This is a genomic window from Vogesella perlucida (assembly GCF_979366545.1).
Genome location: NZ_CEETRO010000004.1, coordinates 265,642 through 288,960, shown reverse-complemented (window position 1 = coordinate 288,960; position 23,319 = coordinate 265,642). Strand labels below are relative to the sequence as shown.

Genomic DNA, 23,319 nt, shown 5'->3' with positions numbered 1-23,319 from the left:
TCAGCCTTGCCCGCTTTATTGGGCAAAGCCGTTTATGAACGATTAAAAAGCGAAGCGCCGCCAGTGCCTGGCGGCGCATCATGCGTCCGGCACTAGCCGAACAGGCTGACCACACTGATCAGCAGAATCACGAACAGCCACAGCAGTACCGTGCGCCACACCAGACCCACGGCACTCTTCAGGTACTGCGGGTCGGCTTCATCACCCACACCCAGTTCGGGGCGGAAATTGATGGTGTAGTTCTGGCGCAGCGGGTCGCCCAGCTTGACACCCAGCGCACCGGCGGCCGATGCCAGCAAGATGCCGGTAGCGTAGTTGCCCCAGGTGCGGGCTTGCGAGCGCCAGCAGTAAACGGCGTCTTCGAAGTCACCCATCACGGCGAAGCTCGCTGCCGTCAGGCGTACCGGCAGCCAGTCCAGCCATTCACCGGCACGGCCGGCAAAGCGGCCAAACAGGTCATCGGCAGCACGGCCACCCCATTTCTGGGCCAACAGCTGGGTAAAACGGTACAGCACGGCCCCAGTCGGGCCGGGCAACAACACAAACCAGAACATGGTACCAAACACGTGGCGGTAGCTATCGACCACCCCCTGCTCTATCGCCAGGCGAGACACCTCGCCAATGCTCAGCTCGGCAGTGGGCTGGTTGGTCCAGCTCGCCAGTGCCTGCTTGGCTTCCAGCTCCTGGCCATCATTCAAGGCTAGGGAAATCTCCGAGAAGTAGCTGGAAAAATGGCGAAAACCCATGGTCAGGTACAGCACCAGCACATTCCACACAAAACCCAGCACCGGGCTGATGGCACACAGCAGGTAGAACCCCCCGCCTGCCAGCAGCAGTACGGGCACCATGGCTGCCAGCCAGGCCAACACACCATGGCGGTTGTAGCCTGCATTCAAGGTACGCTCCAGATGGTTGGCGTAACGAATGAACAGCAACAGCACCCGGTTACGGTTGCCCAGGGGGCGGAATTGCTCCAGAACCAGCGCGGCAATAAGTGAAATCAGGGTCATGGGTCTGCGGAAAGGGATTGGTTGTGGCCCGCGGTGGAAGATACCACAAAACCGTCATCAGGCGGGCGGCGGCGCTCAGGCAGACCCCAGGCGGCGGGAGCCACCTACACCTGAAGACAGCGTGCCATGGCGGCCATAGCCATCCACGCCTTGCATGGCACCACGCAGGGTATCGATGACAGCCGTAGCAAAGCGCATGCGTTCGTCGGCCATGCCGGCATTCAGATCGTTCAGCGCTTTCAGGCGTAACAGTGCCAGCTCCAGCGACTGCCAGCAGTGCTGCACTTCATCCGGTGCCTGCTGCAACCATGGCAACCAGTCGTCCTGCTGCGCGATACCGGCAGCCTGCTGCAGCGCCAAGCGCTGTGCACGCAGCTCGGCCAGCTGTTTGAGCTGCTGCATTTTTTGCAGCGCCAGCTCTTCTATCTGAAAAGCATTCATACGCAAAATGGCCTGCTGTTCCTGCTGCAGGGTTACCTGCAGCGTTTCCAGCAAGGCCATTTCAGACTGGCACGAGGCCAGGAATACTGCTACATCCATTTGCATCTATCCGGTTATCAGCCTTGACAGGCAGTTTACCGCGCCAGCAGCTCCTGTGCCGAAGCAATCAGGCTGTCGGCGATGGCGCCCGGATTGATCTTGAACTCGCCGGCGGCAATGGCGGCCTTGATCGAAGCCACTTTGTCTGCATCGAAAGCAGGCGCTGCAGCTGCAGCTTGCTCCATGCCCTGCAAGCGGCTGGCAAACGGGTTGATCGCAACGCTTTCACCGCCATCGGCACGCGAAGATGCCTTGGCACTTGCATCGCTTTCTTTCGGGCTGGTACGGCTTGGTGCAGTGTAGCTGGCTGCAACCTTGCCTGAGTTGTCGATTTTCATGATTTACCTGCACTGCTTTTTATCGGTTATTTCTATTATCGCCCGAAAAATCCGAAACTTGACGCTTTTTTTAGGGCACCAGCACGGAAACACTGCCGTCCTGTTCTACCACACCGGCGACCACCTTGCCGTTTCCCACACGTACATTCACGCGCTCACCCACGCCAGCATTACCCAGTGCGGTGCCATCGCTGCCAATCACAAAACCATCGCCCTTTGCCTGCAGCCGCACCGGCTGATTCATTTTGACAACATAAGGTATCCGCAGCTGGCCGCCCTGCAGCACCGTACCGGCTGGCACGGTAGCCGTCATCATGCGGCCTAGCACTTGCTGCGGGTCGCGCAGCCCTTGTGACACCTGATTGCGATTGATGGCGGCCAGGCGCACATCCTCGGCTTGCAATACCTCGCCGCTGCGCACCAGACGCGTCGTGACCAGCGCCATGGGCAGCTCGCTGGCTTGCACGGTCAGGCGCAAGGTCCAGCCTGATGCAGCGCAGCTCACTTCCACATAGCTGCGCGGGCCAGTGCTGCCGGCGGGCCAACCCACTTGCAGATCTTGCGGGCAATTCGGCATGGACGCTTTCTGCCGCTGCAAAGCCAGACGATACGCATAGCCGTCATCGCCTTTCTGCGCTTGCAAAAAAGCCGCAGCGGCTTTCTCTGGCAACCGCACTTCGGCGGCCAGTACGCTGGCTGCCAGCAACAGCCAGGCGGGCAAAAGAAAAAGTATGTGTCGATTCATGTCCGCATTGTAACGCCAGTACAACAACAGGTAGACAAACACGGCCTTATCGAACATTTGTTTTAATCGACCGCAACAAACGAGCTTATGCTCTAAAAAAATATAAAAAACACACGCTGGCCACAGGCCAGACACAACACGAGGAGCTTCACCATGCGCATGACACTCCGCGCTGCCGTTATGGCCGCGCTGCTATCCCCTGCCACATTTGCTGGCACCAGCTATAGCAATATCTACTTTTTTGGCGACAGCCTGACCGACACGGGTGCCTTTGGTGGCCAGGCCGTCCCGAATGGTTCCGGCGGTTTCATTATGCTGCCATCCGATGCACGCTGGACCACCAATAATGCGGCCAACCACGCCAATATTCTGGCCGGCAAGCTGGGCCTGAGCGTCAGCGCCAGCAATGCCGCCAGCTCGCTGGGCACCAGCGGCAACAACTTTGCCCAGGGCGGCGCCCAGTCCGTCACCTACGCCACCGGCGCTACGCTGCCCAACAGCAGCAGCACCCAGACTGCCGGCCCCGGCGGGCTGGACATCCGCGACCTACCACAACAAGTGCAAGACTATCTATCGGCCAATGGCGGTAAGGCAGACCCGAAGGCAGTGTACTTTGTCTGGAGTGGCGGCAACGACATTCCTACCGCTGCGGGTGCAGGCAGCAGCAATGCGGCCACCGTGGCCACGGCAGCTGCCAATAGCCTGGCCACCCAGGTTGGCATACTGAACAATGCGGGCGCCAAGCTGATTATCGCCCCCAACCTGCCCGCTTTCGGCAATACCCCCGCGGCCATGTATGCGGTTATCGACACCATAGCGGCCCAACAAAGCCTGAATGCCACACAAACCAACGCACTGAAAACCGCCGTGGCCAACGTACTGCGCAGCATTGCCACACCGAGTGCCACAGAGCAGGACACGCTGAAAAATACAGCCCTGGCCACACTGGCCGCGGCACTCAGTAGCGGCGCCACCAGTGGCCCGGTATTTACAGCCACGCTGCAACAAGTCACCGACGGCTACAACACCAGCAAAACCGGCCTGAACAACCTGTCCACGCTTTATAACACCACTGCGGATGGCGCTATCGCGGCCAGCGGGGCCAATGTGGTGCGCGCCAACGTCAACGCCCTGTTTGCCGAAGCGCTGGCCAACCCGGCACTCTATGGCATTGATAACGTCACCGGCCCGGCCTGCGGTACCACCTCGTCGCTGGTCTGCACCAGTGCCAACGTCACTGGCAGCCTGAGCTACCTGTTTGCCGACGACCGCCACCCCACGCCTACCGTACACGCCCTGCTGGGCAACTATTTTGCCAGCCTGCTGCAAGCCCCCTACTTTGCCGAGGCGCTGGCCAATGTCCCGGCAGCGGCCAGCAGCCGGCTGGGCAGCACGCTGGATGCCCGCGCCCGTGCACTGGACCACGAACAACGCGCGGTGGGTACCGTGGGTGCCTTCAGCAGCGTGAGCGGGGGCAAGCAGGACGTTGGCCGCAACGGTGAACAGGCCAAGGGCGAGCTGCTGACCGTGGGCGTGGATTACCAGTCCACCCCGTCGCTGAGCGTAGGGGTGGCCTTCACCCAGGGCAAGCTGGACACCAGCGTAGGCAGCCTGGGCAGCTACGACAGCCACCACAGCCTGATGAGCGCCAGTGCCAACTACCGCAATGGTGGCCTGTGGCTGGATGGCGATGCCACGCTAGGGGTTGCCGATATCGATACACGCCGCATGGCCGACCTGGGCAGCGTCAAACGCCAGGAAACCGGCAGCAGCCGCGCTAATCACAACAGCCTGCGCCTGACAGCCGGCTATCGCATGCAGCAGGGCATGCTGCTCACCGGCCCCTTTGCCGGCATCGCCATGCAGCGCGGCCATGTGGCCGCCTTTAGCGAACAAGGCAACCAGAGCACCAGCATGCGCTTTGGCAAGCAGGTGCTGGACTCCACCATCCTGCAGGCCGGCTGGGCGCTACAAGCTACGCTGGGCCACGTCACCCCTTACCTGATGCTGAGCCTGAAACAAGAGCAGAACGACGAAGCACCTACCCTGCGCAGCGGCGTGTACGGCACCCAGGGCGAGTTCACCGTGAGTGGCAGCCAGCCAGATACCAGCTGGGCAGAATGGCAAACCGGCGCCACCGTGTCGCTAGGCAAAGGCATGCATGGCTTTATCCAGGCCAATGGCAGCAGTGGCCACAAAGGCGGCAACGGCACGCGCTACAACTTGGGGCTGGTTGCCAGCTTCTGATGCGGCCAACCTTGACCCCGCCCGCCATTGTCTGGCGGGCTTTTTCTTTCGGGGTGGCCATAAAAAAACCCCTTCCTGGCGGAAGGGGTCGGGGTTCTGCTTGTGGCGATTTAGCTCAGTGCCTGGCGTACGTAGGCCTTCACCGCGCTGGCGTCGGCATCAAACACCGTGACCCGCTGCGGCAGGTCTTCCAGGCCCTCGAAACCGGCCGGGCGCGGTGCATCGCGATTCAGCGCTTCGCGGATAGTGTCGGCAAACTTGGCCGGCAGCGCGGTTTCCAGGCAGACGATGGTTTCGCCGGGCAGGCGCACTTCGCGCGCGACCTTGATGCCGTCAGCGGTATGAGTGTCCACCACCACGCTGTCCTCGGCGTCTACCGTGCGGATCGTAGCCAAGCGGTCAGCGTGGCTGCTCTTGCCGGAGACAAAACCGAACTGTTCGCGGATCTGCGACAGCTTGTCGCCCAGGTCGAAACCGCGGCCGGCGTCCACCTCGGCCCACAGTGCTGCTACGGCGGCGCCGTCACGGCCCAGCAGGTCGAATACGAAACGCTCGAAGTTGGACGCCTTGGAGATGTCCATCGACGGGCTGGAGGTCACCCACGTATTAGCAGTGCCACGCGGCTGGTAGCGGCCGGTCTTGAAGAACTCGTCCAGCACGTCGTTCTCGTTGGTGGCCACGATCAGGCGTTGTACCGGCAGGCCCATCTGGCGGGCGATGTGGCCAGCGCAGACGTTGCCGAAGTTGCCGGACGGCACGCAGAAGCTGACTTGTTCGTCGTTGCTGCTGGTGGCGTTGAAGTAGCCCTTGAAGTAGTACACCACCTGCGCCACTACACGAGCCCAGTTGATGGAGTTGACGGTGCCGATCTTGTACTGGCGCTTGAAGTCGTGGTCGTTCTGTACCGCCTTCACGATGTCCTGGCAGTCGTCAAACATGCCCTTGATGGCGATGTTGTGGATGTTGGCATCCTGCAGGCTGTACATCTGCGCGCGCTGGAACGGGCTCATCAGGCCGTCCGGGCTCAGCATGAACACATTGATGCCCTGCTTGCCACGCATGGCGTACTCGGCAGCAGAACCGGTGTCGCCGGAGGTGGCGCCCACAATGTTCAGCTGCTCGCCCTTTTTGGCCAGCACGTACTCGAAAAGGTTGCCCAGAAACTGCATGGCCATGTCCTTGAACGCCAGCGTGGGGCCGTTGGACAGTTCCAGAATCACCAGGCCGTCGTGCAGACGCTTCACAGGCGTGATGGCCTCGCTACCGTACACCTCGGCGGTGTAAGTGCGTGCCAGCATGGCCTTGAGGTCGTCTTGCGGGATATCGGTAGCAAACAGGCGGATGATCTCGAACGCCAGCTCGGCGTAGGACAGGTCGCGCCAGGCGTCCAGCTGGGCGCGGCCAACCTGCGGGTAGCTTTCCGGCAGCGCCAGGCCGCCGTCCGGCGCCAGGCCCATCAGGATGGTGTCGGAAAATGACAGCGGCGCCATGCCGCCACGGGTGCTGATGTATTTCATGTTATCGAACCAGTGTATTCAGGCATTGCAGGCCCACATTGAGCAAACGGCCCTGCCAGGCAGGCTCGGCCAGAATGTCTTTGCCTTTGGCCGACACTTCCAGCAGCTCGCTGTTGCTCAGGCCGGACACCAGCTTGTCGCTGGCACAGCTGCAATAACCGTTGATCTTGCTTGGCGAGCTCAGCAAGGGCAGCAGCGGCGTGCTGGCGATCTTGCTTTTGCAGGCGTCGTTCATGCGGTCCTGCGCCAGCTGGCGCGGGGCCAGCGTGGCGCAGCCCGCCAGCAGGCTGCTGGCGGCCAACAGGATAAGCAGACGCTTAGCCATTGAGCTCTTCCATGCGCAGGCGCACGACCTTGCCCGCAACGCTGTCCAGTGCCTCGATGGCGGCAATGGCGGCGTTGGCCGCTTTTTCCAGCACGCGGTGCGTGAGGATCACGATCTCGGCAGAACCATCGGCAGCAGAACCTTTCTGGATCAGCGCTTCAATGGAAATGCCGTTCTCGGCCAGCAGGCGGGTGATGTCGGCCATCACGCCAGCGCGGTCGATGGCCTGGATGCGCAGGTAGTAGCTGCTGACCACGTCGCCCATCGGCAGGATAGGCAGGTCTTTGAGCTGGTCTGGCTGGAAAGCCAGGTGCGGCACGCGGTGTTCCGGGTCGGAGGTCAGCAGGCGGGCCACGTCGACAATATCGGCTACCACGGCCGACGCGGTGGGCAGCGCGCCGGCGCCCGGGCCGTTGAACAGCGCCTGGCCGATGGCGTCGCCGCGTACCAGCACTGCGTTCATCACGCCGTTTACATTGGCAATCAGCTGCTGCTCGGGGATCAGCGTCGGGTGCACGCGCAGCTCCACGCCTTGTTCGGTGCGGCGGGTCAGGCCCAGCAGCTTCACGCGGTAGCCCAGCTCTTCGGCGTACTGGATGTCCTTGCCGGCCAGCTGGCTGATACCTTCCAGATAACACTGATCAAAGTGCATCGGGATACCAAAAGCGATGGCAGCCATGATGGTGAGCTTGTGGCCGGCATCGTGGCCTTCCACGTCAAAGGTCGGGTCGGCTTCGGCGTAGCCAAGTGCCTGGGCTTCTTTCAGCACGTCGGCAAAGTCGGCACCCTTCTCGCGCATTTCGCTGAGGATGAAGTTGGACGTGCCGTTGATGATGCCGGCCAGCCATTCGATACGGTTGGCCGACAGGCCTTCGCGCAGCGCCTTGATGATGGGAATACCGCCGGCCACCGCCGCTTCAAACGCCACCATCACGCCTTTTTCCTGCGCGCGGGCAAAAATTTCGTTGCCGTGTACCGCCAGCAGCTTTTTGTTGGCGGTAACCACGTGCTTGCCGTTGGCAATGGCTTGCAGTACCAGCTCTTTGGCCACGGTATCGCCACCGATCAGCTCGACCACGATGTCCACATCAGGGTGGTTCACCACGGCAAACGCATCGGCCACCACGGTGACGTCGGCGCCAACCAGCTCACGGGCTTGCTCTACATTACGACGGGAAGCAATGGTCAGGCGGATGTCGCGGCCGGCACGGCGGCTGATTTCTTCCGCGTTACGCTTCAATACGGTGGCGACACCGCCACCGACTGTTCCCACCCCCATCAGGCCAATATTGATCGGCTTCATTGTTGAATACTCCTGCTGTTTCGGTTTTCAAGTTTCCCTGGCACGTCGGCCTGCTGCCGGTGGCAGCTGCTGGTTTGTTTCCCAGCTTTTTATTTCTACGCTGCGGCCAACCATGGCTTGGCCGCAGACAGCACAAAGGGGCGCGCACGCCCCTTTGCTTCATTCATGAGCTACCCGCGCCTGTCGCTTGGGCAGGCGGTGCTGCTGTGCGGCGCGGGCAAGTGTGTTCATGCGGTACCGTGGCGTTTGCGGTAGTTTTCCAGAAAGCGGGCGATGCGGCCGATGGCTTCGGTCAGATCGTCGCTATTAGGTAGGAATACCACGCGGAAGTGATCCGGCGCAATCCAGTTGAAGCCACTGCCCTGCACCAGCAACACGCGCTCTTGCTGCAGCAGCTCCAGAATGAACTGCTGGTCGTCTTCGATAGGGTAAACCGCCGGGTCCAGCCGCGGGAACAGGTACAGCGCGCCTTGCGGCTTGACGCAGCTCACGCCCGGAATATCGGTGAGCAGCTTGTAGGCCAGGTCGCGCTGGCGCGCCAGGCGGCCGCCCGGTGCCACCAGGTCGTCGATGCTCTGGTAGCCGCCCAGTGCGGTCTGGATGGCGTACTGCGCCGGCACGTTGGCGCACAGGCGCATCGAGGCCAGCATGTTCAGGCCTTCGATGTAGTCTTTGGCGCGGCGCTTGTCGCCGGACAAAATCATCCAGCCAGCACGGTAGCCGCAGGCACGGTAGTTTTTGGACAGGCCGTTGAAGGTGCACACCATCAGGTCCGGCGCCAGCGAGGCGATGGAGGTGTGGGTGGCACCGTCGTACAGCACCTTGTCGTAGATCTCATCGGCGTACAGCAGCAGGCCGAATTCACGCGCCACCTCTACCAGCTGTTGCAGCACGTGATCGGGGTACAGTGCCCCGGTGGGGTTGTTCGGGTTGATGATGACCAGCGCCTTGGTACGCGGCGTGATCTTGGCGCGGATGTCGGCAATGGACGGCATCCAGCCGTCGTTCTCGTCGCACAGGTAGTGCACCGGCTGGCCGCCGGCCAGGCTGACGGCGGCGGTCCACAGCGGGTAATCCGGTGCGGGCACCAGCACTTCGTCGCCGTTATCCAGCAGCGCCTGCATGGCCATCACGATCAGCTCGGACACGCCGTTGCCAATGTAGATGTCTTCCATGCCCACCTGGGGCAGATGCTTCTGCTGCGCGTAATGCATGATGGCCTTGCGCGCGGCAAACAAGCCCTTGGAATCACAGTAACCGGACGCGTTCTGCAGGTTGACGATAACGTCCTCGATGATCTCGTCCGGGGCGAAGAAACCGAAAGGCGCCGGGTTGCCGATATTCAGCTTGATGATACGGTGGCCTTCTTCCTCCATCCGCTTGGCGTGTTCGAGCACCGGGCCGCGAATGTCGTAGCAGACGTTGGCAAGTTTCTGGGATTTCTGGATAGGCTGCATGAGGGGTGTTACCGTCTTCTGCGGTGGCACGGGCCACCTGTCGTTTGTCCTGTGGTCTGCCGCAAGCGGCGGGCGTATCCGGCCCTGGCATTCTGGCCAGGCGGGGTATAATCCTATCCCAAACCGTGGTGCACTGCACTACACCAGCCAACAGGATTTCATCATGAAGCTGCACGAAGCCAAAACTGCAGGTGCCAACCTGTTTACCGCGCACGGCGCGGGCTATGTCGAGATCAACCGTGAACGCCACGAAGGCAGCCTGATCGTGAGCGCCGACAGCATTACGCCGTGGGCGCCGGCCAACTTTGCGGCGCTGGAAGAAGCGCACTTTACCCAGCTGCTGGCACTGCAGCCGGAGCTGGTGATTTTTGGCAGCGGCCCCACGCTGCGCTTCCCGCACCCGCGCCTGAGTGCGGCGCTAACCAACGCCGGTATCGGTGTGGAAGTGATGGACACCAGCGCGGCCTGCCGTACCTACAACATCCTGCTGGCAGAAGACCGCAAAGTCGTGGCCGCCCTGCTGGGCAGCTGATGGATATCGCCCTGCTGGGCAAGTGCCTGCTGGGCGCGCTGGCGGTGCTGCTGATCCAGTGGCTGTCCGGCAGCCGCTATTTCTTTGTGGCCGGGTTGGTACCGCTGTTTCCCACCTTTGCGCTGATTGCACACTACATCGTTGGCCGCAGCCGCAGTGCGGCCAACCTGCAGCAAACCGCTTTGTTCGGGCTATGCGCCCTGCTGCCCTACGCCCTCTACCTGCTGGCCGTATACCTGCTGAGTGTGCGCCTGCCGCTCGCTGCTACCCTGTTGCTGGCCACCCTGTGCTGGCTGGTGGCTGCCGCCCTGCTGCTGTGGGGCTGGCAGCACTGGCATGGCTAGCCCGGCCGGCAGCGCCGCTGGCTAGGCCGCGACTTTTTCCCCACCAAATGTCTCGTAGGCCAGCAGCGCCTCGGCGGCGGTCATCAACGATGGCCCGCCGCCCATATACACCGCCACTTGCAACATCTCCATGAATTCGGCGCGGCTACAGCCCAGCTCCACTAGCGCCTTGGCGTGAAAACCCAGGCAGCCCTGGCAGCGGGCGGCAATGCCGATACCCATGGCGATCAGCTCCTTGTGCTTGGTGCTTAGCGCGCTGTCGGCCAGCGCGGCACGGCTCATCTGGCCAAAGCCTTTCATGGTGTCGGGTATCTCGCGGCGCAGGTCGGCCAGCTTGGTGGACAGGGTGGCGGTAAGGTCTTGGTAGTCGTGCTGCATGCTGGCTCCTGATGATTAAGTGGCTTACGTTTTATATTTTTATATATTGTATGCCACATAGCAAGCATGCGGCCAACTCTGGCGCACAAAAGCGACAAGGCCGCCCATGGGCGGCCTTGTCGCTTTTGCCGGTCACACCCGGCTACAGGTAGCGCTGCAGCAGCAATACCAATAGCAGCAGTGCAATGAGCTTCAACAGGAAGTTCTGCGTTTTTTGTTCGCGCATCAGCTGGATATACCCCTGCACCACCAGCTCGGTCGCCTGGCCAGACAGCGCCTCGCTGAGCTTGCGCGGGATGGCCGGCAGCGTGGTAGCCCACTGCGGGGCCTCATGCTTGAGCGTACGCAGCAGGCCGCGCCAGCCGATCTGCTCGTTCATCCACTTGGTCAGGAAGGGCTTGGCGGTATCCCACAAGTCCAGCTCCGGGTCCAGCTGGCGGCCCAGGCCCTCAATATTCAGCAGGGTTTTCTGCAGCAGCACCAGCTGCGGCTGGATTTCCACATTGAAGCGGCGGCTGGTTTCAAACAGGCGCAGCAGCACCATGCCAAAGCTGATCTGCGACAGCGGCTTGTTGAAGATGGGCTCACACACGGTACGGATGGCCGCTTCCAGCTCCTCGGCCCGCGTGTCTTTGGGCACCCAGCCGGATTCGATATGCGCGGTGGCCACGCGGTGGTAGTCGCGGTTGAAGAAAGCCAGGAAGTTCACCGCCAGATAGTGTTTGTCGGTGTCTGTAAGGCTGCCGACAATACCGAAATCCAGCGCGATGTAGCGGCCATCGGCCGCCACCAGAATGTTGCCCGGGTGCATGTCGGCGTGAAAGAAACCGTGGCGGAACACCTGGGTAAAGAAGATTTCCACGCCAAAGCGGCTGAGCTGTTTCAGGTCCACCCCGGCGGCGCGCAGGCGGTCTATCTGCCCCACCGGGATGCCGTCCATCCACTGCATGGTCATCACCTCGCGCCGGGTATAGTCGTAGTACACCTCGGGCACCAGCAGCATGTCGCTACCGATAAAGTTGCGGTGCAGCTGGCTGGCGTTGCCGGCCTCGTGCATCAGGTCCAGCTCGTCGTGCAGGTGGCGGTCGAATTCGGCCACCACTTCGCGCGGTTTCAGGCGTTTGCCGTCGGGCAAAAAGCGCTCCACCAACCCGGCCAGTACCGCCATCAGCGCCAGGTCCTGCTCGATCACCGGCAAGATGCCGGGGCGCAATACTTTTACCGCCACGTCTTTGCCCGGCTGGCCGTGGCTGCCGTGCAGGCGCGCGCGGTGCACCTGCGCCACCGAGGCGCTGGCCACCGGCACGTTGTCGAACTCGGCGTAAATATCGGCCAGCGGCTGGCCAAAGCTGCGCTCGATCACCTCGCGCGCAATGGCGCTGTCAAACGGCGGCACGCGGTCTTGCAACCGCGCCAGCTCGTCGGCGTAATCGGGCGGCAGCAGGTCACGGCGGGTAGACAGCACCTGGCCAAACTTGATGAAGATCGGCCCCAGATGCTCCAGCGCCAGGCGCACGCGCTGCGGTAGTGGCGCAGCGGTGTCGCGCGGCACAGGCAGCAGGCGGAACAGCTTGGCAAGCAGCCCTACTTTGGGGCGGCCGGCCAGGAAGTCGTCCAGGCCAAAGCGGTAAAACACGGAAACAATCTTGAACAGACGCGCAATACGCATGATGGGCTTTATTGTTATGGTTGGCGAAGGTTGGCCGCACGCGCTTCCAGCAGCGTCAGGCGTTTTTGCAGGCGGTCGGCGTCTTCGCGCAGGGTATCTACCGCGCTGACAAAATCGGCCACGTCGGTTTTCTTGGCCAGCAGCGGCGCTTCTTCGCGCAGGTGCTCTACCCAGGTTTCCATCAGGCGGCCGCCGATTTCACCCTTGATGCCGAACAAGCCGCGCAACCAGCCCTGCACACGGTGGGCGGCCACGTCGCCTACCACACGCGACAGGTCTTCGGTGGCATCCCACTGCAGCTGGCGCACGATGCGGCCAACGCTGGCGGCCAGCTCGGTATCGCCTTCCAGTACGATGTCGCCCATGGCAGGCTCCTGGCCGGATAGCTGCGCCAGCGCCACGCTGTGCTTCAGGCGCAGGCGCGCTTCCGGCTCACCCTCGCAGGCGGCCAGCCAGCCATCGCTGGTCACGACTCCTGCCAGGTCGAATGGTGGCAGGCTGATACCGATACGCCGCCCGGCGTGCTGTGCCAGCTCGGCACGTACCGCCGGGTGCTGGTTCAGCACGTGATTAAACGCTGCAATACGCAAACCCATGTCAGTGCCCCTTGCTGGCCAGACTCAATAAAACAGTGCCAATGATGATGGCCACGATGCCGGCCAACTTCAGCGGCGGCATGCCTTCGCCGTAGTAAAACACACCCACGGCCGCGACAACCGCCATGCCCACGCCACACCAGATGGCGTATACCACGCCCAGATCCAGCCGCTGTACCACCTGTGACAGCAGCCAGAACGCCAGCACGTAGCCCGCCACCACCACCAGCGAGGGCAGCGGGCGGGTGAAGCCGGCGGCCAGCTTCAGCGACGACGTCGCGGCGATCTCTGCCGCTATCGCCGCCGCCAGCATCAGCCAGGCGTTCATGCCTTACTGCACCACCGGCACGATCTGGATTTCCACACGGCGGTTCAGCTGCTTGCCGGCTTCGGTCTTGTTGTCACCACGCGGGCGGCTGGCGCCGTAGCCGGCGGCGCTCATGCGCTCCGGCTGTACGCCCAGGCTGGCCAACTGGCTTTGCACGGCGGCAGCGCGCTGTTCGGACAGCGGCTGGTTGATCTTGTCGTTACCGCTGGCGTCGGTATGGCCTTCGATATCCAGCGTGGTCTTGCCGTAACGCTTCACGATGCTGCCGATGGTGGACAGCGTCGGCAGGAAGGCCTGTTTCAGGCTGGCGGAGTTGGTATCAAACGCGGTGGCCGAGGTCATGGTCACAGTCAGGCTGTGGTCGGCGTTTTTTCTCAGCTCGATGGCGCCAGACTGGATCTGCGGTGCCAGCTGTTTTTCGAAATCCTGCGCTTGTTTATCCATATAAGCGCCCACGCCGGCACCGGCCAGGCCGCCACCGATAGCACCAATCACCGCGCCCTTGTTACGGTTTCCCTTGCCTGCCACGGCTGCGCCCAGTACGGCGCCACCGATGGTGCCTAGTACGGCACCCTTCTGGGTATTGGTGTATTGGTCCAGGTCTACCGAGGCGCAACCACTGGCCAGCAAGGCAGCGGAAACCACGGTCACGATGCCGAGTTTGGAGAGGTGTTTCATGCGGTAAGTCCTTTCGATGTAGGTTGGGTGGCAGGGTCTTGCCAGCACCAGTGCCAGGGCTCGTACAAGTAGCCGCTGGCGTTGTCCCGGCCAAAGCTCATGGCAAAGCCATGGTTGGCCGCATGCTGTTGCAGCCAGGTAAAAGCCGGGGTGGTTTCAAAATCTTCTTCCAGTACCGGCGAACCGGGGGTACCGATATCGATGGCACAGCCGGTGTGGTGCTCGCTGTAGCCGGGGGCAGCGCTCACGGCCAGGATGGTATCCAGGCACTGACCACGCGCCAGCTTGGCGGCCACGATCTCGTGCTGCCGCGCCACACTGCGAAAGGCCGATACCAGAAACAGCGTGACGCCGTCCGCGGCAGCGGCGTCGCGCATGGCCTGCCAGGCTGCGGCAGCGCCGGCTAGCAGGTGGAACTCGCGCCCGGCGTCGTTCACATCAGCCAGCACCAGGCTGGCGGCGTCGGCCTCGGCGTAAGGCTGCAGGCCACGTGCGGCCAACCTTTCGGTATCGATGCCCAGCTCGGCCAGGCGCACGGCCAGCGCGTCCTGCATCAGAACTTGATGCCTTTATGCAGTGCTACCACGCCGCCAGTCATATTGTGGTAGTCCACGCGGCCAAAGCCGGCGTCCAGCATCATCTGCTTCAGGGTTTCCTGATCCGGGTGCATGCGGATGGATTCAGCCAGGTACTGGTAGCTGTCGGCGTCATTGGCCACCAGCTTGCCCATCACCGGCAGCGCCTTGAACGAGTAGAAATCGTAGAACGGCGACAGCGGCTTCCAGACCTTGGAAAATTCCAGCACGAACAGTTTGCCGCCCGGCTTCAGCACGCGGAACATCTCTTTCAGCGCGGCATCTTTATGCGTCATGTTGCGCAGGCCGAAGGCCACCGACACCGCATTGAAGTAGTTGTCTGGGAACGGCAGCTTTTCGGCATCCGCCAGCGACACCGGCAGGATCATGCCCTCGTCCAGCAGGCGGTCGCGGCCAACGGTCAGCATGGAGCTGTTGATGTCGGTGAGCCACACTTCGCCGCTCTTGCCCACACGCTTGGCCCAGCCACGCGCCAGGTCGCCGGTACCGCCGGCGATGTCCAGCACCTTGTCGCCGGCACGCACGCCGGACGTGGTCAGGGTGAAGTGCTTCCATACGCGGTGCAGGCCGCCCGACATCAGGTCGTTCATCACGTCGTACTTTTGCGCTACCGAGTGGAATACCTCGGCCACCTTGCCCGCCTTTTCGCTTTCGTCGACGGTTTTAAAACCAAAATGCGTCTGGTTGTCCATGCTTACTCCCTGCTCGCGCCTGCGGCGGCGAGGCGATTCAGATAATCCTGCCAGTACTGGTCGTGCTTCACGCCCAGCTCGTATAGGTAGGCCCAGCTATACAGGCCGCTGTCGTGGCCATCGTCAAAAACAATCTTCAGCGCATAGTGCCCTACCGGCTCCAGACCGGAAATGGCCACGTGCAGCTTGCCGGTTTGCAGTACCTCGTTGCCCACACCGTGCCCGCGCACCTCGGCAGACGGCGAGTACACACGCAGGTATTCGGCCGGCAGCGTGAAACGCGCGCCGTCGTCAAAGCTGATCTCCAGCTGGCGCGATACAGCGTGCAGGATGATGTCCTGCGGGCTGGCGCTATCGTGAGTCAAACCGCTCATGGGCTTAGTCCTTGCGGGTCAGCAGCATGGCATCGCCATAGCTGAAAAAACGGTATTGCTGCGCCACCGCGTGCGCATAGGCAGCACGCATTTCGGTGTAGCCGGCAAAGGCCGACACCAGCATCAGCAGGGTGGATTTGGGCAGGTGGAAGTTGGTCAGCAGCTTGTCCACCACGTTAAAACGGTAGCCGGGCGTAATAAAGATATCGGTCTCGCCACGGCCCGCTTTCAGCACGCCATCGCCACGGGCGGCAGATTCCAGCGCGCGCATGCTGGTGGTGCCAACGGCCAGCACCTTACGGCCGGCCGCATGCGCGGTGTGAATGGCATCCACGGTAGCTTGCGGAATATCGTAGATCTCGCTGTGCATCTTGTGATCGGCAATATTATCCACCCGCACCGGCTGGAAAGTGCCTGCACCAACATGTAGCGTCACATTGCACAGTTTTACGCCCTTTGCGGCCAACTGCTGCAGCATGTCGTCGGTAAAGTGCAGACCCGCGGTCGGCGCGGCAACCGCGCCTTTTTCGCGCGCATACACCGTCTGGTAACGCTCGTCGTCGTCACCGTCGGTATCGCGCTCGATATAGGGTGGCAGCGGCAGCTTGCCGGAGGCATCCAAAATATCGAATACGTTGGCCGCATCCAGAAAACGCAGGCGGAACAGCTCGCCCACGCGCTCGACCATCTCGGCCTGCCAGCGGCCGGCAAAAACCAGCAGCGTGCCCGGCTTGGGCGACTTGCTGGCGCGCACGTGAGCCAGCACGTGATGTTCGTCCAGTACACGTTCTACCAGCGCCTCGATCTTGCCGCCGCTGGCTTTTTCGCCAAACAGGCGCGCCTTGATCACGCGGGTATCGTTAAACACCATCACGTCGCCGGCCTGCAGGGCGTCGGCAAAAGCGGAAAACTGCGCATCAGCCAGCGTAGTACCGTTGACCAGCAGCAAGCGGCTGGCACCGCGCACGGCCGGCGGGTGCTGCGCGATCAGGTTGTCGGGAAGGTGGTAGTCAAAGTCGGAAACGTGCATGGCGGGTATCTTTTGGAAAACGTGGCGATTATACCTTTCGAGCGCCATCCCGTGGCAGCGTTCCCGGCACACCTTCTGCTTGTGCCAGATCAACAAGCGTTTTATTGCACCTCGCTAAAGTTTACCGGCTGCTTACAATGTGCCGATTTGTTAGTGCTTTCACTCGAAAGCGCAACATTTTTCCAACACGACCGCAACTTAAACACACGTTTGAAATGCGGCAATTGCTGGACATCTTGCTGACAATTGCGGCAAACTCGCGCCCATATCAAAACAGGGACTGACACCTTGACCCGAAAAATCCTCGTGCTGCACGGCCCCAATCTGAACCTACTCGGACTGCGCGAGCCACAGCACTACGGCCGGGACACCCTGGACGACATCAACCAGCGCCTGCGTGCGCAAGCCAGCGATGCCGGCTTTGAGCTGGATGTTCTGCAAAGCAACGCCGAACACGTGCTGATCGACCGCGTCCACGCTTGCCTGACCGACGGCACGGCTTTTGTCATCATCAACCCGGCGGCTTTCACCCATACCAGCGTCGCCCTGCGCGATGCCCTGGCGGGCGTCAAGGTGCCATTCATTGAAGTCCACTTATCCAACGTCCACGCTCGCGAAGCTTTCCGCCACCATTCGTATTTTTCGGATCTGGCGGTAGGTGTGATTTGCGGTCTGGGCGCTGATGGCTACGCCCTGGCACTGGCTCACGCGATGAAGCGTCTGAGCCTGCCGGCATAACACCCGAATACTATCCGAAGGAAGACCATGGACCTGCGCAAACTGAAAAAGCTGATCGATCTCGTCGAGGAATCCGGCATTGCTGAACTCGAAGTGACCGAAGGCGAAGAAAAAGTCCGCATCACCCGCGTATCCGCCAATGCGGCGGTCAACTTCGCACAACCCATGCAGGTACACCTGCCACAGCAGGCCGCCCCGACACCAGCCCCGGTTGCTGCAGCCCCTGCGGCACCCGCCCCGGTAGCCGCTGCAGATAACGCCAACGCGGTGAAATCGCCGATGGTCGGCACCTTCTACCGCCGCCCGAGTCCGGGCTCCAAGCCTTTTGTAGAAGTTGGCCAGCAAGTCAACGTAGGCGACACCCTGTGCATCATCGAAGCGATGAAGCTGATGAACGAAATCGAAGCCGAGCGTAGCGGTGTGGTGAAAGCCATCCTGATCGAAGAAGGCCAGCCGGTAGAGTTCGGCGAGCCGCTGTTCATCATCGAATAAGCAGCGATCTGCCGTGAATTTCAAATGACAGGGCACGCCAGCGTGCCCTGTCGTTTTCGCGTGAATTGAAGGGCTGCCAACAGCCCGAGCCCGATGCCCGCATGACGGCATCCGGGCTGCGGAGAAACCGACATGTTTGAAAAGATCCTGATCGCTAACCGCGGGGAAATTGCCCTGCGTATCCAGCGCGCCTGCCGTGAAATGGGCATCAAGACCGTGGTTGTGCATTCCGAAGCCGACCGCGAGGCCAAGTACGTAAAGCTGGCCGACGAGTCGGTCTGCATTGGCCCGGCATCCTCCGCGCTGAGCTACCTGAACGTACCGGCACTGATTGCTGCCGCAGAAGTCACCGACGCCCAGGCGATTCACCCTGGCTACGGTTTCCTGTCTGAAAACGCTGATTTTGCAGAGCGCGTCGAGCAGTCCGGCTTTGCTTTCATCGGCCCGCGTGCCGAAACCATCCGCCTGATGGGCGACAAAGTATCGGCCAAGCAGGCCATGATCGAAGCCGGTGTACCGACCGTACCCGGCGTGGCGGGTGCACTGCCGGACGACCCGGTGGAAATCACCAAGATTGCCCGCAAGATCGGTTTCCCGGTGATCATCAAAGCCGCTGGCGGTGGTGGTGGCCGTGGCATGCGCGTGGTGCATACCGAAGCCGCGCTGATCAACTCGGTGAACATGACCCGTACCGAAGCCGGTGCCGCTTTTGGCAACCCCACCGTGTACATGGAAAAATTCCTGGAGCAGCCGCGCCACATCGAGATCCAGATTCTGGCCGACCAGCACGGCAACGCCGTATACCTGGGCGAACGTGACTGCTCCATGCAGCGCCGCCACCAGAAGATCATCGAAGAAGCACCGGCACCCGGCATTACCGCCGAGCAGCGCCAGCGTATTGGCGAAGCCTGCGCCGAAGCTTGCCGCCGCATTGGCTACCGCGGCGCCGGCACCTTTGAGTTCCTGTACGAAAATGGCGAGTTCTACTTTATCGAGATGAACACCCGCGTGCAGGTAGAGCACCCGGTTTCCGAGCTGATTACCGGCATCGACATCGTGCAAGAGCAGATCCGCATTGCTTTTGGCGAAAAGCTGCGCTTCACCCAGGAACAGATCGTGTTCAAAGGCCACGCAATGGAATGCCGCATCAACGCGGAAGATCCGTTCAGCTTCATCCCGTCGCCAGGCAAGATCGAGAGCTACCACCCGGCAGGTGGCCCGGGCATCCGCATCGACTCGCACATCTACCAGGGCTACACGGTTCCGCCCCACTACGACTCGATGATTGGTAAACTGATCTCTTATGGTGATACCCGCGAACAGGCAATGGCGCGCATGCGCGTGGCCCTGTCCGAAATGGCCATCACCGGCATCAAAACCAATATCCCGCTGCATCAGGAACTCTTCATGGACAATGCCTTCCGCCAGGGCGGCACCAGCATCCATTATCTGGAAGAGCGCCTGGCACAGCTGAAGAAAGGCAGTTAATTCCATGGCATGGCTGCAAGCCACCATTCACGCTGACTCGGCTATCGCCGAGAAACTGGCCGACGTCCTGATGGACGTTGGCGCCCTGTCCGCCACCATCGAAGATGCGCTGGCGGGTACCGATGAAGAGCAGCCGATCTTCGGCGAACCCGGCGAGCCGGTAGACCAGCTGTGGCACCACAGCCTGATCAACAGCCTGTTTGCCGAGGACGCCGATGTGGCCCTGCTGGTGACTGCTGCGGCCAACCAGTGCCATATCGATGTGCCCAGCTACACCGTATCGCGGGTAGAAGAGCAGGACTGGGTACGCCTGACGCAAAGCCAGTTCGACCCGATCCGCATCTCCGACCGCCTGTGGATTACCCCGACCTGGCACACCTCGCCAGACCCGGCTGCCATCAACCTGCAGCTGGACCCGGGCCTGGCCTTTGGTACAGGTAGCCACCCTACTACCCGCCTCTGCCTGCAGTGGCTGGACCAGCAGATCCAGGGCGGCGAAACGGTACTGGACTACGGTTGCGGCTCCGGCATTCTGGCCATTGCCGCGCTGAAACTGGGCGCTGGCGCGACGCGCGGCATCGATATCGATGCACAAGCGGTGCGCTCCAGTATCGATAATGCCCAGCAAAACAGCGTGAGTGCCGACTTTGGCTTGCCCAATACCCTGCAGCCTGGCGAGTACGACGTCGTCGTGGCCAACATTCTGGCCAACCCGCTGCGCATGCTGGGCGAATTGCTGGCTAGCCACGTGAAAACCGGTGGTAAAATCGTGCTTTCCGGCATTCTTGCCGAGCAGGCCGAAGAACTGTCTGCCATTTACGCCAAATGGTTCGATATGGACGCCGCCGTGTTCGACGAGGGCTGGACCCGACTATCCGGAACCAAACGCCCGTAAAACATGAGCCAAACCACACAGTGCCCCAGCTGCCAGACCAAGTTCAAAGTCTCTGACGCCCATCTCGCCCTTGCCGGCGGCATGGTACGCTGCGGGCGCTGTAGCCATGTTTTCCACGCACCGAGCCATCTGGAAGCCGCCGTACCGGAGGTGCCACAAGCGCCCCCGGCTCCCCCCGCCCCACCCGTGATGTCGCAACCGGCCAGCGCCGCAGAGATGCCGCAGCCTGGCAGCCTCGACGACGATTTCGAGCTGGAGCTACCCGACTTTCAGCCGGCGCCCGCCCAGCCTGCACCCGCCGCGGTGAGCCGCACACCGGCACCAGCGCGACAGGCCACCCCCGTTAATGACGACGATTTTGACCTGCCGGATTTCGACCTGCTGGACAAACAGCGCATCGCTGCCGCCGCCGTCAAACCAGAACCGCCGGCTCCGATAGCCACACCAACGCCAGATATCGCACCCGATTTCCGCGCCGCCGCGGCCGAAGCAGAAGCCAGCCGCCAGGAAATAGCCGCCTTTCAGCAGGCACTGGCAGAGGCACTACGTAGCCCGACCAGCAATAAAAAGCTGTCGGCCTACCAAAGCGAGCCCGAGCCCGAACCTGCAGAACCGGACGAGCCAGTTGCCCCAAGCCCTGCACCAGCCATGGCAACGCGCACAGAACCGGTGTTCACCACCCCGGCTGCAGCGGCCTTGCCCGAGCAGGACGACGCTGCGCCAGAAGAGCCGCCTGCGGCCAACCCTAGCGCGCTGAAAACCACCGTGCAAAGCCTGGTTGCCATTTTGCTAGGCTTGGCACTCCTGGGGCAGATTGCCTTCTTTAACCGCACCCGCATCAGTGCCGAAGCGCCAGAGCTGCGCCCGGCGTTCGAAGCGCTGTGCGCCAGCCTGGGCTGCAGCGTACCGCTGCCGACCGACCGCCAGCTTATCCGTACCGAATGGTCCGAGCTGTCTTTTGTGCCACAGAACGACCATCTGATCCAGCTGAATGCCACGCTGAAAAACCTGGCCAACTACCCGCAAGCCTTCCCGGTAATGGAGCTGACGCTGAAAGATGCCGAGGACAAGGTCGTGGCACGCAAAGCCTTCCGCCCGGAAGACTACGTGCCCGCCAACGAGCTGAAGCTGGGCCAGTTCAACGGCAATAGCGAGCTCAAACTGCAGCTGCGCATGGAAATGACCCAGGGCAAGGCACTCGGCTACAGCCTGCACTTCTACTACCCCTGAGTATTACCTCTGCGTGCCGGGCGCCCTGCTCGCAGCACGCGTCGCAATACCTGCTTGAAATTCCTCCCGGATAAGCCACGATAGTAAAAAGCCGGGAGGATTCGATGGCACTACACCCCTTTATCTATAAAGAAGAAACGCTGGAAGTGGGCGGCAGCTTCCCTGAAGCCGGTCAGACCCTGCCCAGCTTCATGCTGGTAGACGAGCAGCTGCGCGATGTCTCGCTGGAGCGCTATCTGGGCCGCGTGAAGCTGGTCATCACCCTGCTGTCCATCGATGCGGAATCGGCTGGCCTCGCCATGCTGCAAGACCTGCGCCGGGCACTGGAAGCCTGGCCACTGCTGCAGTTTATCGTGGTCACCGTAGACTCACCCTTCAGCCTGCAGCGCGCACGGCGCGAACACGGCTTGCCACAGGTGGTGTTGCTATCTACCCTGCGCGGGCGCGACTTTCACAAACACTATGGCGTGCTGCTGCAGGATATTCCCCTGGCAGGCGTCACCTGCCCGGCACTATGGCTGGCCGATGAGCAGGACACCATCCATTTCGCCCAGCGGCTGGATACCGACGAGCACGAGTTTGATCTGGCCAGCCTGCGCGAAAAACTGGCCTCCGTGTTTGCCCCGCAGCCGGCGCAGGCGGCAGACGAAGACGGCTAAGCCCAGCAGCCCGCCGCGCCAAGCAGCTGCGGCATGACAGCGCGGTTTCATATTGCACCCCATAAAAACAAACCCCTTTCAGCAAGAAAGGGGTTGTGCGGGCAGGATGCGGCCAACCTTGTCAGGCTGTGCCGAACTCCGGCTTGGGCGTACGGCCCAGCAGGCGCTCTACCACACTCTGCGGCTTGGCCTGGTGATACAGCAGCTCGCACACGGCGGCGGTAATCGGCATATCCACTTCCAGCCGTTCGGCCATGCGCAGCACCTCGCGCGCGGTGGGCACGCCTTCAGCCACATGGCCCAGCTCGGCCAGAATGGTGTCCAGCGACTTGCCTTCGGCCAGTTTCAGGCCCACCTGGCGGTTACGCGACAGCGCGCCGGTGCAGGTCAGCAGCAAATCACCCACGCCAGACAAGCCCAGCATGCTTTGCTGGCTGCCACCCAGCGCCACGGCCAGGCGAGTGATTTCGGCCAGGCCACGGGTAATCAGCGCGGCACGAGCGTTCATGCCAAAGCCCAGGCCATCGGCCACGCCGGTGGCAATGGCCATCACGTTTTTCACTGCGCCGCCTACTTCTACCCCCACCAGATCATCGTTGGCATAGATGCGCAGCAAGGGGCTGTGCAGCTCGCGGGCGAAGTCGCGGGCAAAGGCGTAGTTTTCCGAGGCGAGCGTAACGGCTGCCGGCAAGCCCAGCGCCACTTCTTTGGCAAAGCTGGGGCCAGACAACACGCCGACGGTTTTCAGGCGTGGAAACTCTTCGGCCACGACCTGGTGCGGCAGCAGGCTGGAGCCGGCTTCAAAGCCCTTGCAAGCCCACAGGATGGGCGCATCCACTTTCAGGCGGGCCAGCTCTTTCAGGCTGGGGCGCAGGCCGGCTATCGGCGTGACCACCAGTACCAGCTCTACCCCCATCACTGCTTCGGACAAATCTGCAGACAGGTGCAGGTTGTCGGGGAAGGGGCATTCGGGCAGGTAGCGGCGATTGAGGCGGTTGGCCTGCATATCTATCATTTGCGCCGCATCACGCCCCCACAGGGTAACGTGGTGCTGGCGGCTAAATGCCAGTGCCAGCGCCGTACCCCAAGCACCGGCACCAAGAACGGTAATCTTCATC

The 23,319-nt window shown here is 61.9% G+C and carries 27 protein-coding genes; 9 read left to right on the top strand and 18 right to left on the bottom strand.

Going from position 1 to position 23,319, the window contains the following annotated elements; all coding sequences use genetic code 11:
* Positions 1 to 92 precede the first annotated feature (92 nt).
* The 4 genes from ACZ9XP_RS08055 to flgA all read right to left on the bottom strand — a co-directional run bounded on the left by ACZ9XP_RS08055 (position 93) and on the right by flgA (position 2,690).
* A complete protein-coding gene (locus tag ACZ9XP_RS08055) occupies positions 93 to 1,010 on the bottom strand; it encodes a CobD/CbiB family protein (protein ID WP_147682701.1) in 918 nt (305 codons plus the stop codon).
* Between the two features lie 75 nt (positions 1,011 to 1,085).
* On the bottom strand, positions 1,086 to 1,550 hold the full coding sequence (locus ACZ9XP_RS08050; protein ID WP_438698350.1) for a flagella synthesis protein FlgN: 465 nt from the start codon (positions 1,548 to 1,550) through the stop codon (positions 1,086 to 1,088).
* A 35-nt stretch (positions 1,551 to 1,585) separates the two neighbouring features.
* Positions 1,586 to 1,888: a flagellar biosynthesis anti-sigma factor FlgM gene (flgM, locus tag ACZ9XP_RS08045; RefSeq protein WP_147682697.1), complete on the bottom strand. Its 303-nt coding sequence runs from the start codon at positions 1,886 to 1,888 to the stop codon at positions 1,586 to 1,588.
* A gap of 70 nt (positions 1,889 to 1,958) precedes the next feature.
* Entirely contained in the window at positions 1,959 to 2,690 is a 732-nt protein-coding gene (flgA, locus tag ACZ9XP_RS08040) for a flagellar basal body P-ring formation chaperone FlgA (RefSeq protein WP_147682695.1), read from the bottom strand.
* Positions 2,691 to 2,786: 96 nt separating this feature from the next.
* Here flgA and ACZ9XP_RS08035 point away from each other — a divergent pair, with 96 nt between their 5' ends.
* A complete protein-coding gene (locus ACZ9XP_RS08035; RefSeq protein ID WP_465188238.1) occupies positions 2,787 to 4,880 on the top strand; it encodes an autotransporter outer membrane beta-barrel domain-containing protein in 2,094 nt (697 codons plus the stop codon).
* Positions 4,881 to 4,990: 110 nt separating this feature from the next.
* Here ACZ9XP_RS08035 and thrC read toward each other — a convergent pair whose 3' ends face one another.
* The 4 genes from thrC to ACZ9XP_RS08015 all read right to left on the bottom strand — a co-directional run bounded on the left by thrC (position 4,991) and on the right by ACZ9XP_RS08015 (position 9,482).
* Positions 4,991 to 6,397: a threonine synthase gene (gene thrC, locus ACZ9XP_RS08030; protein ID WP_147682690.1), complete on the bottom strand. Its 1,407-nt coding sequence runs from the start codon at positions 6,395 to 6,397 to the stop codon at positions 4,991 to 4,993.
* Between the two features lies 1 nt (position 6,398).
* Positions 6,399 to 6,722, bottom strand: coding sequence for a hypothetical protein (locus ACZ9XP_RS08025; protein ID WP_147682688.1), 324 nt, complete (start codon positions 6,720 to 6,722; stop codon positions 6,399 to 6,401).
* Positions 6,715 to 8,025, bottom strand: a complete 1,311-nt coding sequence (locus ACZ9XP_RS08020) for a homoserine dehydrogenase (RefSeq protein ID WP_147682686.1) — start codon at positions 8,023 to 8,025, stop codon at positions 6,715 to 6,717. Before ACZ9XP_RS08020 ends, ACZ9XP_RS08025 begins: the two co-directional genes overlap by 8 nt.
* Positions 8,026 to 8,252: 227 nt before the next feature.
* Positions 8,253 to 9,482 (bottom strand): pyridoxal phosphate-dependent aminotransferase, encoded by a 1,230-nt coding sequence (locus tag ACZ9XP_RS08015; RefSeq protein ID WP_147682684.1) that lies wholly within the window; start codon positions 9,480 to 9,482, stop codon positions 8,253 to 8,255.
* Between the two features lie 163 nt (positions 9,483 to 9,645).
* Here ACZ9XP_RS08015 and ACZ9XP_RS08010 point away from each other — a divergent pair, with 163 nt between their 5' ends.
* Positions 9,646 to 10,014 (top strand): Mth938-like domain-containing protein, encoded by a 369-nt coding sequence (locus ACZ9XP_RS08010; RefSeq protein ID WP_147682865.1) that lies wholly within the window; start codon positions 9,646 to 9,648, stop codon positions 10,012 to 10,014.
* Entirely contained in the window at positions 10,014 to 10,358 is a 345-nt protein-coding gene (locus ACZ9XP_RS08005; RefSeq protein ID WP_147682682.1) for a GlpM family protein, read from the top strand. The genes ACZ9XP_RS08010 and ACZ9XP_RS08005 overlap by 1 nt, the downstream gene beginning before the upstream one ends.
* Positions 10,359 to 10,379: 21 nt before the next feature.
* On the opposite strand, the gene ACZ9XP_RS08000 is transcribed toward ACZ9XP_RS08005, so the two are convergent.
* The 9 genes from ACZ9XP_RS08000 to queA all read right to left on the bottom strand — a co-directional run bounded on the left by ACZ9XP_RS08000 (position 10,380) and on the right by queA (position 16,699).
* Positions 10,380 to 10,736 carry a carboxymuconolactone decarboxylase family protein gene (locus tag ACZ9XP_RS08000; protein ID WP_147682681.1) on the bottom strand — a complete coding sequence of 119 codons (357 nt, stop codon included), beginning with the start codon at positions 10,734 to 10,736 and terminating at the stop codon, positions 10,380 to 10,382.
* A 142-nt stretch (positions 10,737 to 10,878) separates the two neighbouring features.
* Positions 10,879 to 12,405, bottom strand: a complete 1,527-nt coding sequence (ubiB, locus tag ACZ9XP_RS07995) for a ubiquinone biosynthesis regulatory protein kinase UbiB (protein WP_147682678.1) — start codon at positions 12,403 to 12,405, stop codon at positions 10,879 to 10,881.
* Positions 12,406 to 12,419: 14 nt separating this feature from the next.
* The gene (locus ACZ9XP_RS07990; RefSeq protein WP_147682676.1) at positions 12,420 to 13,001 is read right to left on the bottom strand and encodes a sterol-binding protein; all 582 of its coding nucleotides are present in this window, start codon (positions 12,999 to 13,001) and stop codon (positions 12,420 to 12,422) included.
* A gap of 1 nt (position 13,002) precedes the next feature.
* Positions 13,003 to 13,329, bottom strand: a complete 327-nt coding sequence (locus ACZ9XP_RS07985; RefSeq protein ID WP_147682674.1) for a DMT family transporter — start codon at positions 13,327 to 13,329, stop codon at positions 13,003 to 13,005.
* Positions 13,330 to 13,332: 3 nt separating this feature from the next.
* Positions 13,333 to 14,007: a YiaD family glycine zipper/OmpA-like lipoprotein gene (locus tag ACZ9XP_RS07980; protein WP_147682671.1), complete on the bottom strand. Its 675-nt coding sequence runs from the start codon at positions 14,005 to 14,007 to the stop codon at positions 13,333 to 13,335.
* Positions 14,004 to 14,561, bottom strand: coding sequence for a M15 family metallopeptidase (locus ACZ9XP_RS07975; RefSeq protein ID WP_147682668.1), 558 nt, complete (start codon positions 14,559 to 14,561; stop codon positions 14,004 to 14,006). The genes ACZ9XP_RS07980 and ACZ9XP_RS07975 overlap by 4 nt, the downstream gene beginning before the upstream one ends.
* Positions 14,561 to 15,295, bottom strand: a complete 735-nt coding sequence (gene ubiE, locus ACZ9XP_RS07970) for a bifunctional demethylmenaquinone methyltransferase/2-methoxy-6-polyprenyl-1,4-benzoquinol methylase UbiE (RefSeq protein WP_147682666.1) — start codon at positions 15,293 to 15,295, stop codon at positions 14,561 to 14,563. The genes ACZ9XP_RS07975 and ubiE overlap by 1 nt, the downstream gene beginning before the upstream one ends.
* Before the next feature lie 2 nt (positions 15,296 to 15,297).
* Positions 15,298 to 15,669 (bottom strand): gamma-butyrobetaine hydroxylase family protein, encoded by a 372-nt coding sequence (locus ACZ9XP_RS07965; protein ID WP_147682663.1) that lies wholly within the window; start codon positions 15,667 to 15,669, stop codon positions 15,298 to 15,300.
* Between the two features lie 4 nt (positions 15,670 to 15,673).
* Positions 15,674 to 16,699: a tRNA preQ1(34) S-adenosylmethionine ribosyltransferase-isomerase QueA gene (gene queA, locus ACZ9XP_RS07960; protein ID WP_147682661.1), complete on the bottom strand. Its 1,026-nt coding sequence runs from the start codon at positions 16,697 to 16,699 to the stop codon at positions 15,674 to 15,676.
* A 288-nt stretch (positions 16,700 to 16,987) separates the two neighbouring features.
* Between queA and aroQ the strand changes: the two genes are divergently transcribed.
* The 6 genes from aroQ to ACZ9XP_RS07930 all read left to right on the top strand — a co-directional run bounded on the left by aroQ (position 16,988) and on the right by ACZ9XP_RS07930 (position 22,201).
* Entirely contained in the window at positions 16,988 to 17,437 is a 450-nt protein-coding gene (gene aroQ, locus ACZ9XP_RS07955; RefSeq protein WP_147682659.1) for a type II 3-dehydroquinate dehydratase, read from the top strand.
* Between the two features lie 27 nt (positions 17,438 to 17,464).
* The gene (accB, locus tag ACZ9XP_RS07950) at positions 17,465 to 17,929 is read left to right on the top strand and encodes an acetyl-CoA carboxylase biotin carboxyl carrier protein (protein WP_147682657.1); all 465 of its coding nucleotides are present in this window, start codon (positions 17,465 to 17,467) and stop codon (positions 17,927 to 17,929) included.
* 132 nt (positions 17,930 to 18,061) lie between these two features.
* Positions 18,062 to 19,417 (top strand): acetyl-CoA carboxylase biotin carboxylase subunit, encoded by a 1,356-nt coding sequence (gene accC / locus ACZ9XP_RS07945; protein ID WP_147682654.1) that lies wholly within the window; start codon positions 18,062 to 18,064, stop codon positions 19,415 to 19,417.
* A gap of 4 nt (positions 19,418 to 19,421) precedes the next feature.
* Entirely contained in the window at positions 19,422 to 20,312 is an 891-nt protein-coding gene (prmA, locus tag ACZ9XP_RS07940; protein ID WP_147682652.1) for a 50S ribosomal protein L11 methyltransferase, read from the top strand.
* 3 nt (positions 20,313 to 20,315) lie between these two features.
* Positions 20,316 to 21,542, top strand: coding sequence for a DUF3426 domain-containing protein (locus tag ACZ9XP_RS07935; protein ID WP_465188237.1), 1,227 nt, complete (start codon positions 20,316 to 20,318; stop codon positions 21,540 to 21,542).
* 104 nt (positions 21,543 to 21,646) lie between these two features.
* Positions 21,647 to 22,201, top strand: coding sequence for a redoxin family protein (locus ACZ9XP_RS07930; protein ID WP_147682647.1), 555 nt, complete (start codon positions 21,647 to 21,649; stop codon positions 22,199 to 22,201).
* 121 nt (positions 22,202 to 22,322) lie between these two features.
* Here the strand turns inward: ACZ9XP_RS07930 and ACZ9XP_RS07925 are convergent, their stop codons facing one another.
* A complete protein-coding gene (locus ACZ9XP_RS07925) occupies positions 22,323 to 23,318 on the bottom strand; it encodes an NAD(P)H-dependent glycerol-3-phosphate dehydrogenase (protein ID WP_147682645.1) in 996 nt (331 codons plus the stop codon).
* Position 23,319: the final 1 nt, after the last annotated feature.

Bases quoted from the DNA above. Each gene is read 5' to 3' on its own strand.
- ACZ9XP_RS08055 (WP_147682701.1), bottom strand. From the start codon at position 1,010: ATGACCCTGATTTCACTTATTGCCGCGCTGGTTCTGGAGCAATTCCGC.
- ACZ9XP_RS08050 (WP_438698350.1), bottom strand. From the start codon at position 1,550: ATGGATGTAGCAGTATTCCTGGCCTCGTGCCAGTCTGAAATGGCCTTG.
- flgM (WP_147682697.1), bottom strand. From the start codon at position 1,888: ATGAAAATCGACAACTCAGGCAAGGTTGCAGCCAGCTACACTGCACCA.
- flgA (WP_147682695.1), bottom strand. From the start codon at position 2,690: ATGTTCGATAAGGCCGTGTTTGTCTACCTGTTGTTGTACTGGCGTTAC.
- ACZ9XP_RS08035 (WP_465188238.1), top strand. From the start codon at position 2,787: ATGCGCATGACACTCCGCGCTGCCGTTATGGCCGCGCTGCTATCCCCT.
- thrC (WP_147682690.1), bottom strand. From the start codon at position 6,397: ATGAAATACATCAGCACCCGTGGCGGCATGGCGCCGCTGTCATTTTCC.
- ACZ9XP_RS08025 (WP_147682688.1), bottom strand. From the start codon at position 6,722: ATGGCTAAGCGTCTGCTTATCCTGTTGGCCGCCAGCAGCCTGCTGGCG.
- ACZ9XP_RS08020 (WP_147682686.1), bottom strand. From the start codon at position 8,025: ATGAAGCCGATCAATATTGGCCTGATGGGGGTGGGAACAGTCGGTGGC.
- ACZ9XP_RS08015 (WP_147682684.1), bottom strand. From the start codon at position 9,482: ATGCAGCCTATCCAGAAATCCCAGAAACTTGCCAACGTCTGCTACGAC.
- ACZ9XP_RS08010 (WP_147682865.1), top strand. From the start codon at position 9,646: ATGAAGCTGCACGAAGCCAAAACTGCAGGTGCCAACCTGTTTACCGCG.
- ACZ9XP_RS08005 (WP_147682682.1), top strand. From the start codon at position 10,014: ATGGATATCGCCCTGCTGGGCAAGTGCCTGCTGGGCGCGCTGGCGGTG.
- ACZ9XP_RS08000 (WP_147682681.1), bottom strand. From the start codon at position 10,736: ATGCAGCACGACTACCAAGACCTTACCGCCACCCTGTCCACCAAGCTG.
- ubiB (WP_147682678.1), bottom strand. From the start codon at position 12,405: ATGCGTATTGCGCGTCTGTTCAAGATTGTTTCCGTGTTTTACCGCTTT.
- ACZ9XP_RS07990 (WP_147682676.1), bottom strand. From the start codon at position 13,001: ATGGGTTTGCGTATTGCAGCGTTTAATCACGTGCTGAACCAGCACCCG.
- ACZ9XP_RS07985 (WP_147682674.1), bottom strand. From the start codon at position 13,329: ATGAACGCCTGGCTGATGCTGGCGGCGGCGATAGCGGCAGAGATCGCC.
- ACZ9XP_RS07980 (WP_147682671.1), bottom strand. From the start codon at position 14,007: ATGAAACACCTCTCCAAACTCGGCATCGTGACCGTGGTTTCCGCTGCC.
- ACZ9XP_RS07975 (WP_147682668.1), bottom strand. From the start codon at position 14,561: ATGCAGGACGCGCTGGCCGTGCGCCTGGCCGAGCTGGGCATCGATACC.
- ubiE (WP_147682666.1), bottom strand. From the start codon at position 15,295: ATGGACAACCAGACGCATTTTGGTTTTAAAACCGTCGACGAAAGCGAA.
- ACZ9XP_RS07965 (WP_147682663.1), bottom strand. From the start codon at position 15,669: ATGAGCGGTTTGACTCACGATAGCGCCAGCCCGCAGGACATCATCCTG.
- queA (WP_147682661.1), bottom strand. From the start codon at position 16,699: ATGCACGTTTCCGACTTTGACTACCACCTTCCCGACAACCTGATCGCG.
- accB (WP_147682657.1), top strand. From the start codon at position 17,465: ATGGACCTGCGCAAACTGAAAAAGCTGATCGATCTCGTCGAGGAATCC.
- accC (WP_147682654.1), top strand. From the start codon at position 18,062: ATGTTTGAAAAGATCCTGATCGCTAACCGCGGGGAAATTGCCCTGCGT.
- prmA (WP_147682652.1), top strand. From the start codon at position 19,422: ATGGCATGGCTGCAAGCCACCATTCACGCTGACTCGGCTATCGCCGAG.
- ACZ9XP_RS07935 (WP_465188237.1), top strand. From the start codon at position 20,316: ATGAGCCAAACCACACAGTGCCCCAGCTGCCAGACCAAGTTCAAAGTC.
- ACZ9XP_RS07930 (WP_147682647.1), top strand. From the start codon at position 21,647: ATGGCACTACACCCCTTTATCTATAAAGAAGAAACGCTGGAAGTGGGC.
- ACZ9XP_RS07925 (WP_147682645.1), bottom strand. From the start codon at position 23,318: ATGAAGATTACCGTTCTTGGTGCCGGTGCTTGGGGTACGGCGCTGGCA.